11 protein-coding genes and 4 tRNA genes are annotated in these 15,410 nt (G+C 63.1%); 11 read left to right on the top strand and 4 right to left on the bottom strand.

Annotated elements, in window-relative coordinates:
• Positions 1 to 520: 520 nt before the first annotated feature.
• From AC26AR_RS03260 to ychF, 8 genes are all read left to right on the top strand, one after another.
• A complete protein-coding gene (locus AC26AR_RS03260) occupies positions 521 to 2,404 on the top strand; it encodes a tetratricopeptide repeat protein (protein WP_488107541.1) in 1,884 nt (627 codons plus the stop codon).
• A gap of 111 nt (positions 2,405 to 2,515) precedes the next feature.
• Positions 2,516 to 3,190, top strand: a complete 675-nt coding sequence (lolB, locus tag AC26AR_RS03255; protein ID WP_488107540.1) for a lipoprotein insertase outer membrane protein LolB — start codon at positions 2,516 to 2,518, stop codon at positions 3,188 to 3,190.
• A gap of 68 nt (positions 3,191 to 3,258) precedes the next feature.
• Complete coding sequence (gene ispE / locus AC26AR_RS03250; protein WP_103751362.1) at positions 3,259 to 4,137, top strand: 4-(cytidine 5'-diphospho)-2-C-methyl-D-erythritol kinase; 879 nt, start codon at positions 3,259 to 3,261, stop codon at positions 4,135 to 4,137.
• 29 nt (positions 4,138 to 4,166) lie between these two features.
• Positions 4,167 to 4,241, top strand: a tRNA-Gln gene (locus tag AC26AR_RS03245).
• An 84-nt stretch (positions 4,242 to 4,325) separates the two neighbouring features.
• Positions 4,326 to 5,255: a ribose-phosphate pyrophosphokinase gene (locus tag AC26AR_RS03240; protein WP_077371487.1), complete on the top strand. Its 930-nt coding sequence runs from the start codon at positions 4,326 to 4,328 to the stop codon at positions 5,253 to 5,255.
• Positions 5,256 to 5,434: 179 nt separating this feature from the next.
• Positions 5,435 to 6,067, top strand: a complete 633-nt coding sequence (locus tag AC26AR_RS03235) for a 50S ribosomal protein L25/general stress protein Ctc (RefSeq protein ID WP_077371484.1) — start codon at positions 5,435 to 5,437, stop codon at positions 6,065 to 6,067.
• Positions 6,068 to 6,098: 31 nt separating this feature from the next.
• Complete coding sequence (gene pth / locus AC26AR_RS03230; protein WP_084209246.1) at positions 6,099 to 6,683, top strand: aminoacyl-tRNA hydrolase; 585 nt, start codon at positions 6,099 to 6,101, stop codon at positions 6,681 to 6,683.
• Positions 6,684 to 6,981: 298 nt separating this feature from the next.
• Complete coding sequence (ychF, locus tag AC26AR_RS03225) at positions 6,982 to 8,073, top strand: redox-regulated ATPase YchF (protein WP_176502845.1); 1,092 nt, start codon at positions 6,982 to 6,984, stop codon at positions 8,071 to 8,073.
• Positions 8,074 to 8,177: 104 nt separating this feature from the next.
• Here ychF and AC26AR_RS03220 read toward each other — a convergent pair whose 3' ends face one another.
• Entirely contained in the window at positions 8,178 to 9,137 is a 960-nt protein-coding gene (locus AC26AR_RS03220; protein ID WP_488107539.1) for a LysR family transcriptional regulator, read from the bottom strand.
• 153 nt (positions 9,138 to 9,290) lie between these two features.
• On the opposite strand from AC26AR_RS03220, the gene AC26AR_RS03215 reads away from it, so the two are divergent.
• Entirely contained in the window at positions 9,291 to 10,625 is a 1,335-nt protein-coding gene (locus AC26AR_RS03215; RefSeq protein ID WP_488107538.1) for a D-amino acid dehydrogenase, read from the top strand.
• A gap of 81 nt (positions 10,626 to 10,706) precedes the next feature.
• Positions 10,707 to 10,783 (top strand) — tRNA-Met (locus tag AC26AR_RS03210).
• Between the two features lie 241 nt (positions 10,784 to 11,024).
• Here the strand turns inward: AC26AR_RS03210 and AC26AR_RS03205 are convergent.
• Entirely contained in the window at positions 11,025 to 12,353 is a 1,329-nt protein-coding gene (locus AC26AR_RS03205; protein ID WP_077371469.1) for a M18 family aminopeptidase, read from the bottom strand.
• A 294-nt stretch (positions 12,354 to 12,647) separates the two neighbouring features.
• Between AC26AR_RS03205 and AC26AR_RS03200 the strand changes: the two genes are divergently transcribed.
• Positions 12,648 to 14,747, top strand: coding sequence for a carboxy terminal-processing peptidase (locus AC26AR_RS03200; RefSeq protein ID WP_084209250.1), 2,100 nt, complete (start codon positions 12,648 to 12,650; stop codon positions 14,745 to 14,747).
• Positions 14,748 to 15,094: 347 nt separating this feature from the next.
• Here AC26AR_RS03200 and AC26AR_RS03195 read toward each other — a convergent pair.
• A tRNA-Asn gene (locus AC26AR_RS03195) sits at positions 15,095 to 15,170 on the bottom strand.
• A gap of 97 nt (positions 15,171 to 15,267) precedes the next feature.
• Positions 15,268 to 15,343 (bottom strand) — tRNA-Asn (locus tag AC26AR_RS03190).
• Positions 15,344 to 15,410: the final 67 nt, after the last annotated feature.

The following is a 15,410-nucleotide window of genomic DNA, read 5'->3' as shown; positions in this document are numbered from 1 at the left end:
CAGTCGTCAGGGTCTGGCCGGCAGGGCTCGCATCGAGGACAGGCGGCTGTCGCTTGGAAAACCTCCGCAATGAAGGGGCCGGCACCTGGCCACCTGCTTGCAGATCTCGTTTGTCAAAGCGGCTGAAATCGTAAAATTAGCGTGCTCATTCTATCACAGCGCCTACATCACGCGAGCCTGCAGGGCGCGGCCAGCGATGAGGAATTTCCATGGGCTTGGCAGTCTGATGCTATCACCTCCCGTCCGCCATGTTGATTCAGGAAAACGCCGAGCGAACAGGCGCTGCCCTTGCCTCCATGACAGGCACCGCCGATGCTATCCCCGTCCGCCTTCAGCCGTTATGCTGGAGCGATCAACATCCCCAGGGTGTGCTGCTGAGGCCGAGCGCAGGTCGGGCCGGAATTTCCAGCAGGCACACGCTGCCAGGCCACCTTTTACGGGTTTCATGACGGCGTGGGCGCGACTCCGGCCGGAACGTGCCGACTGGCCGAGATCCTTCCACCGCTGACTGCGAGGTTGCATGCACGTATCGACTGCCGCTGAACACTCCCCTCGCGGGGCGGCCCACGCGAGCCCTTCCGAGCGCCTGACGGGCACGGCACGGCTGGCTGACAGCCGCTGGACACGCTGCCTGCTGGCCAGTGTGCTGCTGGGTCTGGCCGGCTGCCAGTCGCCGGCCACGCAGGCTCCCTTCGCCTCTCAGCCGGACCCGCTGGATACCGCCCCATCCATCACCAGTGGCCTGGATGCCAACAGCCTCAATCAGCTGCTGGGCGCGGAGCTTGCCGGCCAGCGTGGCGACTACCCCAGCGCCGCCGATGGGTATCTGGCCGCCAGCCGCCGCTTCGATGATCCGGAACTGGCCCGGCGCGCCGTGCTGGCCGCTCGCTACGCCGACAATCCTGCCCTGCTGGAGCGTGCCGCCCAGCGCTGGCAACAACTGGATGATTCCGCGACCGAGCCGGGCATCATCCGCGCCCGCCTGGCCGTGGAGCGCGGCGACTGGATGACGGCACTCGAGCAGCGTCTCGCGGTAGAGACCGCCGGCGGTACCGGCAACGTGACCACCTTGGCGGAGCAGTCCATCGATGCCGGCGCGGATCTGGAATCACTGCTGTCACGGCTGCTGGAGCATGTCGCGCAATATCCCGCGCAACCGGGCCCGCGAATTGCCGCCGCGCTCTATGAAGCGGCGCTTGGAAATGAGTCCGACGCTCGCAGGCGCCTGATGGCGATGGAAGGCGAGTTCCCCGAACTGGCCGAAGTGTGGCTGGCTCGCAGCGAGATAGAGCGCGACGCAGGCCGCCTGAGCGCCTCACGTCAGGCGGCCGAGCGTGGCCTGGCCATCGCCCCGAATGACAGTCGCTTGATCCTGAGCGCCGCCCAGACCGAGCTTGCCGGTGGTGACATCGAGGCCGCGCGCCTGCGCATTGATGACCTTGTCAGCCGCCATGCCAACGCACCGCGCCTGCGTCTGGCACTGGCCAGCCTCTATCTGGACGCCGACTCTCCCGAGGACGCTCGTCGTCTGCTGCTGCCGTTGCTTGATGACACGCCGGTCCCGGATGCCGCCTATGCCCTGCTCGGGCTGGCGGCAGAGGCCAGCGGTGAGATCGACAACGCCATCCTCTATTACCGACAGGTACCGGATGGGGAGCGCTACGTCTCAAGTCGCGCGCGCGCCGCGCAGCTGCTGGTGGAGCATGATCGCAGCGAGGAGGCACGCCAGTTCCTTGCCGTCGAGCGCCTGCGTCATCCGCGTCACGCCATGACATTGCTCAGCTTCGAGATCGACCTGCTGGATGCCCAGGAACACTACGCCGCCGCCGACGAGCTGCTCGACGGCAGCATCAAGGCTCGCCAGAAGACACTCACCAGGGCACGCAGCGAAGGTGACGGCGAAAGCGCTGCCGTGACGGAGAACGAACTGGCCAGCCTGCTGTTCCTGCGCGGCATTCGTCGTCTCGATGACGGGCGTCTCGAGGAGATGGAGCAGGACCTGCGTCAGGTCATTGCACTGGAGCCCGAGAATGCCAGCGCCTACAACGCTCTGGGCTACACCCTGCTGGTAGAGGATGCGGACCGCCGCGCCGAAGCGCTCGAACTGGTTCAGCGCGCCCATGCGCTGAAGCCGAATGACCCTGCCATCCTCGACAGCCTCGGCTGGGGGTATTTCCTCACCGGGGATGCCGCCCAGGCATTGCCCCCGCTGGAAGCGGCCTGGGCCCAGCAACAGGATGCCGAGATAGGCGCACACCTCATCGAGGTGCTGTGGTCACTCGAGCAGCAGGATGAAGCACGCAGTCTGGCCATCGAGCTCAGTGAGCGTTTCGAGGAGGCCAGCGAGCTGGAAGCCCTGTTCCAGCGCATCCCGGCTCTGCGGCCGGTCGTGGATGCGCCCTGACAGGACAGCCCGGCACTTTCTGTCCATCGGCGAGTCCATTATTCTGACTCGCCGATGGCGCCATCGGTTGCCCATCGACTCTCATTCCGCCATCCGGAAGGCTTTCGCGTCATGACCTCCTCATCTTTCCCCCTATCGTCACTCTCCTCTCCCCGGACACGCCACCTTACCCTCGCCATATTGCGCCGTCTGGTGGGGCCAGTCCTGCTGGCCATGACATTGGGCCTGAGCGGCTGTGCCAGTCAGATGGCCAGCGACAACGCCGGTGACCTGACCCGCAATGAAGGTGACTGGCAGCAGCAGAGCGACAGGATCGATTCGCTCACGCACTGGCAACTGGCAGGCAAGGTCGGCATTCGCACGCCGGAGGAAGGTCACAGCGCCAATCTTGACTGGCAGCAGGAGGGCGATGACTACCACATGCTGATCACCGGCCCACTGGGTGCTGGCCGCACGACCCTGGTGCGTGATGCCGAGGGCGTGCGCCTCTCCTCGTCCGACGGCGACTTCCAGGCACCGGACGCCGAAAGCCTGATGCTCTCGCAGCTGGGCTGGTCCTTGCCGCTGGGGGCCCTGGATGACTGGGTCCGCGGAGTGGCAGCCAAGGGCGAGCACGACCTGAAGAGTGACGCCCTCGGCTTCCCCGATACCCTTTATCAGGATGGCTGGGAGGTGGACTATCAGGATTGGACCCGCGCCGAAGGACTGTGGCTGCCGCGCAAGATGAAACTCTACTACGGCGATCTGACCGCCACCCTGATCGTCAATCAGTGGCAGGCACTCTAAGCGTGCCCCCGACGCTCTCTTCTTTCTCCACGGCCAGCATTCCGGCCAGCTCATCCATGACGGACACGATGACCGCGACACTTTCTCTGCCGGCACCGGCCAAGCTCAACCGCATGCTGCATATCACCGGTCAGCGCGCCGATGGCTATCATGAACTGCAGACACTGTTCCAGTTTCTGGATCACGGTGACCGACTGGACTTCACGCTGCGTGATGACGCTGCCATTCACCTCGCCCCGGCCATCGAAGGCGTGCCCGCGGAGTCCAACCTGATCATGCGTGCCGCTCGCCTGCTGAGAGAAGCGGCCGTCGCACGCGGCCAGGTCGCGAGCTCGAATGACTTGCCCGGTGTCGATATCCGGCTGAAGAAGGTGCTGCCGATGGGCGGTGGCCTGGGCGGTGGCAGCAGTGATGCGGCCACCACGCTGCTGGCGCTGGACCACCTCTGGAAACTTGAGCTCGACCTGGACACCCTGGCCGAGCTCGGACTGGCTCTGGGGGCCGATGTACCGGTCTTCGTTCGCGGCTTTTCGGCCTGGGCCGAAGGCATCGGTGAGCGACTGGAACCTGCCCCGCTGGACACCCCGTGGTTCGTGGTGATCCACCCGGGCATCGAGGTCGCGACCCCCGCCGTGTTTGGCCACCCGCAATTGACACGTTCCAGTCCCGCGATTAGTATGGCGCGCGCACTGCAGGGGGGCCGCAACGACTGCGAAGTCGTGGTGCGCACTTTGTACCCGGCAGTCGCCGACGCCCTGGACTGGCTGGACCAGTTCGGCACCGCCAGACTGACGGGCACCGGCGCCTGTGTGTTCTGTGCGTTCGATGACGCACGACAGGCCAGCAAGGTGCTGGGCCGACTCGACTCCGAGCGCCCGACGTGGCACGCCTTCATGGCACGTGGTTGCAATCTCTCCCCTCTTCATGCCGCTCTGGCTTCGGCCTGAGCACAGCAACTGGTTGAAGTGAACGTTGCTGGGGTATCGCCAAGTGGTAAGGCACCGGTTTCTGGTACCGACATTCCCAGGTTCGAATCCTGGTACCCCAGCCAATCCTGGCCGTTCCCGGTCAACCCGGAATTCTCCACTCCCGAGATCCCACAAGACTCCAAAGGTGGCTGCGCGTGTCAAAACTGATGGTATTCGCGGGGAATGCCAATCCCGCTCTCGCCCGCAAGGTAGCTGAAGCCCTCGATACCCGCCTGGGCCACGCAACCGTCGGTCAGTTCAGCGATGGCGAGATTGCGGTAGAAATCAACGAAAACGTCCGCGGCAAGGACGTCTTCATCATGCAGTCCACCTGCGCACCGACCAACGACAACCTGATGGAGCTGATCCTGATGGTGGATGCGTTGCGTCGTGCGTCAGCGGCGCGCATCACGGCGGTCGTGCCGTACTTCGGCTATGCCCGTCAGGATCGCCGCGTGCGCTCCGCTCGCGTGCCGATCTCGGCAAAGGTGGTCGCGGACATGATGGTCAAGGCTGGCGTGAATCGCGTCATGACCATGGACCTGCATGCCGACCAGATCCAGGGCTTCTTCGATGTGCCGGTGGACAACGTCTACGGCTCACCGATCCTGCTCGATGACATCGAACGTCAGAACTATGACAACCTGATCGTCGTCTCCCCGGATGTGGGCGGCGTGGTACGTGCCCGTGCCATCGCCAAGCAGCTCAACTGCGAGCTGGCCATCATCGACAAGCGTCGTCCCCAGGCCAACCAGGCCCAGGTGATGAACATCATCGGTGATATCAAGGACCGCACCTGCGTGCTGGTCGATGACATGATCGACACCGCCGGCACCCTGTGCAAGGCGGGCGAGGCACTCAAGGATCATGGCGCCAACCGCGTCGTGGCCTATGCGTCCCACGCGATCCTGTCCGGCCCGGCGGTCGACAACATCACCAACTCCGTCCTCGACGAAGTGGTGGTGGCCGACACCATCCCGCTGTCCGACACCGCACGTCGTTCCGGCAAGATCCGCCAGCTGACAGTCGCTGGCCTGATCGCCGAGGCGATCCGTCGCGTCAGCAATGAAGAATCCGTCAGCGCCATGTTCCACTGAGTCCTGTCGGCGGGCCCTGCTCGCCGCTGCTCGGGGAAGAGGCACTGACACCGGCAGATGATCCGTCATCTGCCGACAAGCGGCCGGCCCGGAAATCTCCGGGCCGGCCTCATGGATCCGGTAGCGCTCTGGTCGCGGGGGCTGCCGGATTCTCATTAGACCCTTGAGGTATCTGCAAAATGAAACTGTTCAAACTGAATGCTGAAGTTCGTGAAGACCTGGGGAAAGGTGCGAGCCGCCGCCTGCGTCGTACGAACGACTTCGTGCCGGGAATCGTCTACGGCGCCGACAAGGCCCCGACTCCGGTCATGGTCGACAAGCCGAGCCTGTACAAGGCGGTTGACGATGAGGCGTTCTACTCCTCCATCATCACCCTGAATGTTGCTGGCAAGGCCGAGAAAGTCGTCATCCGTGACCTGCAGCGTCACCCGTTCAAGCCGCTGCTGACTCACATCGACTTCCTGCGCATCGACCCGACCCACAAACTGACCATGAACGTGCCGCTGCACATCACTGGTCAGGAAGCCTGTGTCGGCGTCAAGGATCAGGACGGCGTCCTGCACATCCTGGCAACTGACGTCGAAATCAGCTGCCTGCCGGAAGCCCTGCCGGAATACCTGGAGCTGGACGTGTCCAAGCTGGAAGTTGGCCACACCCTGCACCTGTCCGACATCGCTCTGCCGGAAGGCGCCGAGTCCGTTGCCCTGTCTCACGGTGCCGATCACGACACCGCTGTGGTCAACGTCACTCGTCCGAACATCTCTGCTGACGCAGAAGATACTGCTGAAGGCGAAGAAGCCGCTGCAGAATAACGCAGCCTTCTGATCAGGGAGCCAGACACGCATGTCACGAGTGAAAGCGATCATCGGCCTCGGTAATCCGGGGAGCGAATACGAAGACACCCGTCACAACGCCGGCGTCTGGCTCCTTGACGCTCTTGCGCGCCACGGTCACACCACGTTGCGTCCGGAACGCAAGTTCCATGGCCAGTACGCGAAGATCATCTTCGCCGGTCAGGATCTGCATCTGCTGTTCCCATCGACGTTCATGAATCGCAGCGGTCAGGCCGTGGCCGCATTGTGCAACTTCTACAAGCTCGCCCCGGATGAACTGCTCGTCGCCCACGACGAACTGGACATCGACCCCGGCACCGCCCGCTACAAGCAGGGTGGCGGCCACGGGGGGCACAACGGGCTTCGCGACATCATCAGCGCACTGGGCAACGACAAGTCGTTCCATCGTGCCCGCATCGGCATCGGCCACCCCGGCAATGCCAAGCTGGTGACCAACTTCGTGCTCGGGCGTCCCGGCAAGGCTGAACGCCTGGCCATCGATGACGCCATCGACGAAGTGGTCATGACCCTCCCGGATGCCCTCAGCGGCGAATGGGCACGGGCCATGAATCGCCTGCACTCCTTCAAGCACTGAACCTCTGCATCACCCGGCATCACTCCTCTCCGAATTTCGGTGATTCGCTCAGCGCATCACCTCGCTTGCGTGCGCGCGTCTCGCCACGCGATCAGCAGCAAAAGGCATCATTTGTCGCGCGACATGCGCCCAATGGATGACCTCGGCGGCATGAGGCCTTACACTTCCCGCCTGACTTCACACCGTGCCTGTCCCCTCGTCTCCTCGCATGGCCCGTGCCCTCGCACTCCGGGCCTGCCGGTCGAGACGGTCATCAGTGCCACGCCCCATTCGACACGTCACACCAGGATCTAGCGCCATGGGTTTCAATTGCGGCATCGTCGGCCTGCCGAACGTCGGCAAGTCCACTCTCTTCAATGCACTGACCAAGTCGGGCATTGACGCCGAGAACTTCCCCTTCTGCACCATCGAGCCGAATACCGGTATCGTGCCGATGCCTGACCCTCGCCTGAATGCGCTGGCCGAGATCGTCAAGCCGGAGAAGGTGATTCCGACCACCATGGAATTCGTCGACATCGCAGGTCTGGTCGCCGGCGCATCCAAGGGCGAAGGCCTGGGCAACAAGTTCCTGGCCAACATCCGCGAGACCGATGCCATTGCCCACGTGGTGCGCTGCTTCGAGGATGACAACGTCATCCACGTCGCCAACCACGTTGACCCGGCCGCCGATATCGAGACCATCAACATCGAGCTGGCCCTGGCCGACCTCGACAGCGTCGAGCGCAGCATCCAGCGCCTGGCCCGTGTCGCCAAGGGCGGCGACAAGGAAGCCATCGCCACCAAGGCGGTGCTGGAGCGTATCCAGCCGCACCTGGCCGAAGGCCAGCCGCTGCGCAGCTTCGGTCTCAGCGATGACGACCTCAAGATCCTGCGTGGCTTCGGCTTCCTGACCCTCAAGCCGACCATGTACATCGCCAACGTCAGCGAGGAAGGCTTCGAGAACAACCCCTACCTCGACATCGTGCGCGACATCGCCGCCAATGAAGGTGCCAGCGTGGTGCCGGTGTGCAACAAGATCGAAGCCGAGATCGCCGAGCTGGAGGAAGAGGAGCGCGAGATGTTCCTCGACGAGCTGGGCATGGAAGAGCCGGGCCTGGATCGCGTGATCCGCGCCGGTTATGAACTGCTGGGCCTGCAGACCTACTTCACCGCTGGCGTGAAGGAAGTGCGTGCCTGGACCGTCAAGATCGGCGCTACCGCTCCGGAAGGCGCTGGCGTCATCCACACCGACTTCCAGAAGGGCTTCATCCGCGCCGAAGTCATCTCCTATGACGACTTCATCGCCTACAAGGGCGAGCAAGGCGCCAAGGATGCCGGCAAGTGGCGCCTGGAAGGCAAGGACTACATCCTCAAGGATGGCGACGTGGTGCACTACCGCTTCAATGTCTGAGGCCTCGGGCGCAGTCAGTACCTGGTGAGCCAGCCTGAAAGCGCCTGATGCTGCAGGGAACGCCCCTGATCTCCCACGAGGTCAGGGGCGTTCTGCATCATGGGTCATGCCCCATCATCAAGAGCACAGCCCTGCAGCCATTGTGCCGCCAGCGTCGCCAACTGGTCCGCCAGTGACTGCGCCAGACGCCCCCTCCCCGCCTCTCGACGCCACACGGCACTCAGCATCAGCTCGCCGGCCTGAGGCAATGTCCGCGCGTCCAGGCCACGCTCCCGACAGGCGGTATGCGCCGTCAAGGCATCGACCACGGCCAGCTCCTCCCCTGCCTGCACCAGTGCCGCTGCCAGCGGATAGGTCTGTACGCGCGTCACGATGCGAGGAGATGACGGTGCTTTCGAGATGCCTGATTCAGACGGTGACGGCACCTCGCTCGCCAGCAGGCCATCGAGACGTCGCGCCAGCGGATCATGCGCCCCCAGCGCGATCAGACGCTGACCGGCAAGCTCCGCCACCGTCATCGGTGCCTGCTGACACTCCTGTGCCCAGTACCCTGCTGGCGCCAATACCTTCAGGGGCATGCGGGCCAGCGCGCGAGTCATCAGTGCCGGATGCGTCGGCGCACTCAAGGTGAAGGCGATATCGACTTCATGCAGCAGCAGGGCATCGATGATCTCGCGGGTGTGCTGGGTGGCCAGCTCGCAATTGACTCGAGCATGTCGCCGGCGCCATTGCCCCAGCGCCTGCGGCAACAGCTGCTGGGCGATCGCCGGCGTCGCCACCACCTTGAGAGACTGCGCCTCACCTGAACGCAGGCCTTCTACCAGCCGCTTGACGTCATCCAGCTGCCCCAGCATCCCCTGGCTTGCCGCCTCCAGCTTGCGCGCCTCCTCCGTGGGCACCAGCTGTCCGGCGCTACGGGTGAACAGCGCGATCCCCCACTGCCGCTCCACCTGCTGCAACGCCTTGCTCGCGGCCGGCTGGGAAACATGCAACAGCCGAGCGGCGCCGGTCACGCTGCCGGCCTGCAATACCGCATGAAAGACCTCCAGATCCCTGAGCCGCATGCAAGATCTCCACATTCTGTCGTGTTGCCTCAACGTCCAGCCGACAGCCTACCCCATAACCGAGGGTTATGACGTGGCGAGGATCTTTCATTCGCCGCTCGGCCCCGGGACAGGCATGCTCATCTGCCTCCCCCATACCGTCAGGAGCCTGCCATGCAACGTCATGTGACCATCATCGGAGGCGGCGTGATCGGCCTGAGCAGCGCTCATGCACTGGTCCGAGCGGGACACTGCGTGACCCTGATCGATGCCCATGCCGAGGTCGCCCGCGAGACCAGCCATGCCAACGGCGGCCAGTTGAGCTACCGCTACGTGGCGCCACTGGCCGATAGCGGCGTGCCCCTCCAGGCCATCAAGTGGTTGCTGGCAGGCAATGAGGCACCGCTGAAACTGCGCCCGAACCTGGACCCCGCACAATGGCGCTGGATGACGCAGTTTCTGGCGGCCTGCAATCAGCGCACGCATCGAGCAAGCGCAGCGCAGATGCTCGCCCTGGCACTGCACAGCCAACAGGTCATGACTCAGTGGCGAGTTCAGGATGCACTCGAGGAGTTCGCCTGGCAGCAACGCGGCAAGCTGGTGATCTATCGCGATTCCGCAGCGCTCGACAGGGCCGCCGCCGCACGCGTCGCACCTCAGGACCAACAGGTGCTCGATGCACGTCAATGCATCGCACTGGAGCCCTCACTTATCCACCAGCAGCCTCATCTGTCGGGCGGAATCTTCAGCGCCTCGGACGAGACGGCGGATTGCCATGCCTTCTGTCAGGCGCTGGAGCGCAAGCTGCAGGCCTCTGGTCGCTATACACGCCTCGCCAGCACCCGCGTTGCTCCATTGAGCGCGCACGACGGACGCATCGCGCACCTCGAACTCACCCGCGCCGATGGCCGCCGCGAACGCCACGCCGTCGATACGCTGATCATCGCGGCCGGCAATCACGCCACCGAACTGGTCCGCCCGCTGGGCATCCGCCTGCCTCTGCAACCGCTCAAGGGCTACAGCCTCACGCTGCCACTGCCAGCTGACACCCCAAAGACAGCGGCCCCGCGCATCAGCGTGACGGATGCCGCGCGCAAGGTGGTCTACGCCGATCTGGACACGCGCAAGTCCCGCCAGCTGCGCGTCGCGGCCATGGTGGATATCGGCCGCCGCGAATCTGACAGCTTTCATCCTGCGCTGGACGAGAAGCGCATTGCCGCCCTGCGTCAGCTGGCCAGTGAGACCTTCCCCGACGCCGGCGATTTCTCGCAAGCCACTCCGTGGGCCGGGTTGCGCCCCAGCACGCCGAAGGGCCCTCCGATCCTGGGACGCCCCCAGCAAGCGGGCAGACCGGACAACCTGTGGCTGAACGTCGGACATGGCAGCCTGGGCTTCACGCTGGCCTGCGCCAGTGGCGACCTCATCGCACGCGCCATCTCGCAAGAGAGCCTTCCCGGCACGCTCCTCGATACCCTCCCCGGCCACCTCGCAGAGCAGCTCAGCTGCTAGCCTGATGAATTCCCTGCCACTTTTTCAGGCTGATGCGTTGACAACATCACGGACAATCCGTAATATTCGCCTCCGTTGGACGGCTACATAGCTCAGCTGGTTAGAGCACATCACTCATAATGATGGGGTCCCCTGTTCAAATCAGGGTGTAGCCACCAACCAAGATTCGAAAGGCCTGACTGCTTGCAGTCAGGCCTTTTTTGTTGCGTCGGATTCACATTCCCTCGCATCGCCTGCGCTCATGCTCGTGACTCCCGCCGACAATCGACACCGGAACCGAAACCGGAGCCGAAACCGAAACCGGAACCGGAACCGGAACCGAAAGAGGCAGCCCGCAGGCCGCCTCTTTCAATGTTTCAATTTTTCAATGTTTCACCGTGCTTGTCAGTTCAACTCTGCTCAGTCCAGACGCTCGCGATTGCAGAATGCCACCAGCACCTTGATCAGCATCGCCACATCGGCACTGCCGGACGTCTCACGAATCGAGTGCATGCCCCACTGCGGCAGCCCGACATCCAAGGTCGGTACCCCCACTTCACTGGCGGTGATCGGCCCGATGGTGCTGCCGCAACCCATGTCGGCACGGCTGACGAACGTCTGAACCGGCACCTCCTGCTCACGGCACAGCTCACGGAACAGACCCGCCGTGGTGCTGTTGGTGGCATAACGCTGATTGGCGTTGACCTTGATCACCGGCCCCGCATTCAGTTTCGGGCCATGACCCGCATCATGCTTGTCCGGGAAGTTGGGGTGGACGGCATGCGCATTGTCACAGGAGATCATCAAGGAGCGCTGCACGAGGCACTGATAACCTTCTTCGTTGTCCAAGCCCACATAGTGATTGATGCGCTTGAGCACATCCGCCAGGAAAGGCCCCTGGGCACCGCAGGCGCTGGCACTGCCGACTTCCTCGTGATCCGTGGCGACGAACAGCGCGCCCTGGCTGCCATCGGCCCCCAGCAACGCTTCCAGGCCGACGAAGCAGGACAGCAGATTGTCCAGGCGTGCACTGGCGACCAGCTCGCCCTTGAGCCCGGCCTGGGCCGCCGGCTGCAGATCATGCAGCCCGAGTTCGAAGTCGATGACCTCCGCGACACGCACGCCGTGCTGCTCTTCCAGAAGCTCGATCAACAGCGCATGGAAGGCCTCAGCCGGAGTGCCAGCCTCCTCGCCCAGCTGCATGACCACGGCGGACATCTGCGTCTGGGCATTGATGGCGCGCCCATTGTTGACGTCACGATCCAGGTGAATCGCCAGGCTCGGAACACAGGCCACCGGCCGCATCACCGTCAGCAGCAGACTCTCGCGACGGCCATCCTGGTGACGCACCTGAACACGGCCTGCAAGCCCGAGATCGCGATCGAACCAGGTATTCAGCAGCACGCCACCGTAGGTTTCGATTCCCAGGGTCAGCCAGCCCTGACTGAGCTGGGCTGGATTGGGCTTCAGGCGCAGGCAAGGAGAATCCGTGTGCGCGCCGATCATCCGTATTGCCTCGAGCTGCGTATTACCCCGAGGAAGCTGAAAGGCGATCAGCGAGGAATCATTGCGCGTCACGAAAGCCCGTTCACCGGGCGACAACTTCCAGCTTTCGGTCTCCTCGAGTCGGCGATAGCCTTCGCGCTCCAGGCGAGCCGCCATGGTCGCCGTGGCATGCCAGGGCGTCGGAGAGACATTCAGGAATTCAAGCAGTGCTGGAACGCGGGAATCCGCAATCGCGTAAGTCATGATAGCGTCAAGTCCTCGAAGATGAATGCAAGGCACTGTATAAGAAGAAACATGATGGATAGAGCGAAACGACTCCTCCCTTGCGGTGGTGATCGACCCGCCAGCTCTCGTCAGCCGCGCAGGTCCCGCAGGACCGATCACGCCAGGCAGCGCTGACACGCCATACCGCAAGCCCCGCCGATCAACGACAGGCAACTGTCGCGGACGCGGGAGGCTGCTACAATGCCCGCTCGACCTCTCCGCGGAGAGGTCGCTCAGGGAGCAGAGTGTACATGAATCGGGAGTGCTTCATTGATGAGCCTGTTTGCAAACGTCCGGCGCACGGCATGCCTTGCCTTGTGTCTCGCCATGGCCGGCCCCGCCAGCGCCGCGGTCACCCCTACTGACGCCGATGCACAGGCTGCTCGCGAAGTTGCCGAATCATTGCGTTACGGGCATTACGAAGATGTCACGCTGGATGACCAATGGGCTACCCAGGCATTCACGCAATATCTCAAGACACTCGACCCCCAGAAAGCCTATCTGCTGGACTCGGATATCACCGAGTTCAGTGATCTTCGCCACGCCTTCGATGACGCCATGCTCGACGGTGATCTCGAGCGCCTCTATGCCCTGCATGCCCGCTACCAGCAGCGCCTCACCTCACGCCTCGAATGGCTGGTGAAGACGCTGGACGGCAAGCCGAGCTTCGATTTCACCCGCGATGATCGACTCGCACTCGATCGTGCGGAAAGCCCCTGGGCCGACAGCGAGCAGGAGCTTGATGAGCTGTGGCGCAAGCGACTCAAGAACGCCTGGCTGTCGATGTCGCTGTCCGACAAGAGCGACGAGGACATCGCCAAGACGCTCAGCGAGCGCTATGCCAACCAGCTCAAGCGCATCGAGCAGACCAACGACGAAGACATCCTGACCCTGATCATGCACGCCGTCACCGGCAGCATCGATCCGCACAGCGAATACTTCTCCCCACGCCAGGGCGAATCCTTCGACATCCAGATGAAGCTGTCACTCGATGGCATCGGCGCCCTGCTTCAATCCGAAGGCGAGTACGTCAAGGTCTCAAGCCTGGTACCGGGCGGCCCGGCCGAGAAGGACGGGGAGCTCAAGCCGGCGGACCGCATCGTGGCCGTTGGTCAGGGGGATGGCGAATGGACCAACGTGGTCGGCATGCGCCTTGACGATGTCGTGGACCTGATCCGTGGCCCCAAGGGCTCCGTCGTGCGCCTTGAAGTCATCCCGGCCCAGTCCCTGGATGTCACCAAGACACGGGAAGTGGACATCACCCGCGACACCGTCAAGCTGGAAGACCAGGCTGCCAACGCCAAGGTCGTCGACGTCAAGCGCAATGATGGCGTGCACAGGATCGGCGTGATTCACGTCCCTGCCTTCTATGTCGACTTCGATGCCTGGCAGGCCGGCGAAGATGACTATCGCAGCACCACACGTGACGTGGCGCGCCTCATCGATGAGCTGAAGGCCAAGCAGGTGGAAGGCATCATTCTGGATCTGCGCAACAATGGCGGCGGCGCCCTGCAGGAGGCCAATTCGATGATCGGCCTGTTCATCGACCGCGGCCCCACCGTGCAGGTACGTGATGCCCGCGGACGCATCAGCCTGTATGGCGATACCGATGCCGGCACCCACTACGATGGTCCGCTGGCCGTCCTGGTCAACCGCCTTTCGGCCTCGGCCTCCGAGATCTTTGCCGGCGCCATCCAGGATTATGGCCGCGGCCCGGTCATCGGCAGCCAGACCTTCGGCAAGGGCACCGTGCAGACGATCTCCTCGCTGACACAAGGTGAAATCAAGCTGACCCGCGCCAAGTTCTATCGCATCTCAGGTGACTCCACCCAGAACAAGGGCGTCAAGCCGGACATCGCCTTCCCCAGCATCATCGACCCGAAGGAAATCGGCGAATCGAGCCTCGACTACGCCCTGCCATGGGACCAGGTTCGCCCGGTGAAGTATCGTCGCTATGGGGAACCGGCTCGCTACCTGGCAGCCCTGCGTGCCCGCCACGAGAGCCGTGTCGAACAGGAGCCCAACTTCGTCTACCTGCAGAGCGAAGTCGCGCTGTCAAAGGCACTGCGCGCCCAGCAGACCAGCATCAGCCTCAATCGTGAGCAGCGCAAGCGCGAGATGGATGCCCAGGAAGCCGAGCAACTGGCACTGGAAAACAAGCGCCGCCGAGCACTGGGCATGGAGCCGCTGTCGAGCTTCGCCGAACTTGATGCCGCCAGCGATCACATCGCATCGGCAGAAAGTGACCTGCAGCAGGAGATCGAGACGCAGGACAGCACCGACGAGCCAGCCGAGGATCCCATCGATCAGGCTCAGCTCCAGGAAAGCGCCGAGATCCTGCTCGATTACGCCCATCTCAATGGCGATCGCTGAACTCTCTCGTCGTCGCTGACGCGCCGGCACATCGCGGTTGCAAGGCCCCTGCCCTCATGTCAGATCCGAGTGCAGGGGCTTTTTCATGCCTGATGCAGGCGTCACCGACACGCACCGGCGAATCGACAGCACCGGCGCTCGGCACGCGAGGGCAAGCTGAAACGAATAGCAGAGAGATCGACCAGCAAGGAAGCGGGCGGACACAGGAAAGCAGGCAGACACAGAAAAGCGGCAGCGAAGACTGCAGGAGTGAGACATCATCAGCGCAGAATCACGTCATTCTGACGAGAGGCAGGCGGGATCTCGAACGATCGACTGGCAAGAGGGGGAGATACGGGATGTGATATTGGCTCCTCGAACAGGACTCGAACCTGTGACCCAATGATTAACAGTCATTTGCTCTACCAACTGAGCTATCGAGGAACAACGAAATATCGATCGATATCAGGGCGATATCGAAGCTGACGATGAGATGCTCATCTACCAGCGTCATTTCCGGCATTGGCAGGAAGCCTGGGATTGGCTCCTCGAACAGGACTCGAACCTGTGACCCAATGATTAACAGTCATTTGCTCTACCAACTGAGCTATCGAGGAACGACCGGAAATCCATCTGTCAGCGACATCATCATGGATGCTGTCAGACTGACATTTCAAGCATGCT

The sequence above is a fragment of the Cobetia sp. PS-4MA genome, assembly GCF_057670765.1.
Note: the sequence above shows the minus strand (reverse complement) of the source record. Positions and strands in the feature narration are given on the sequence as shown.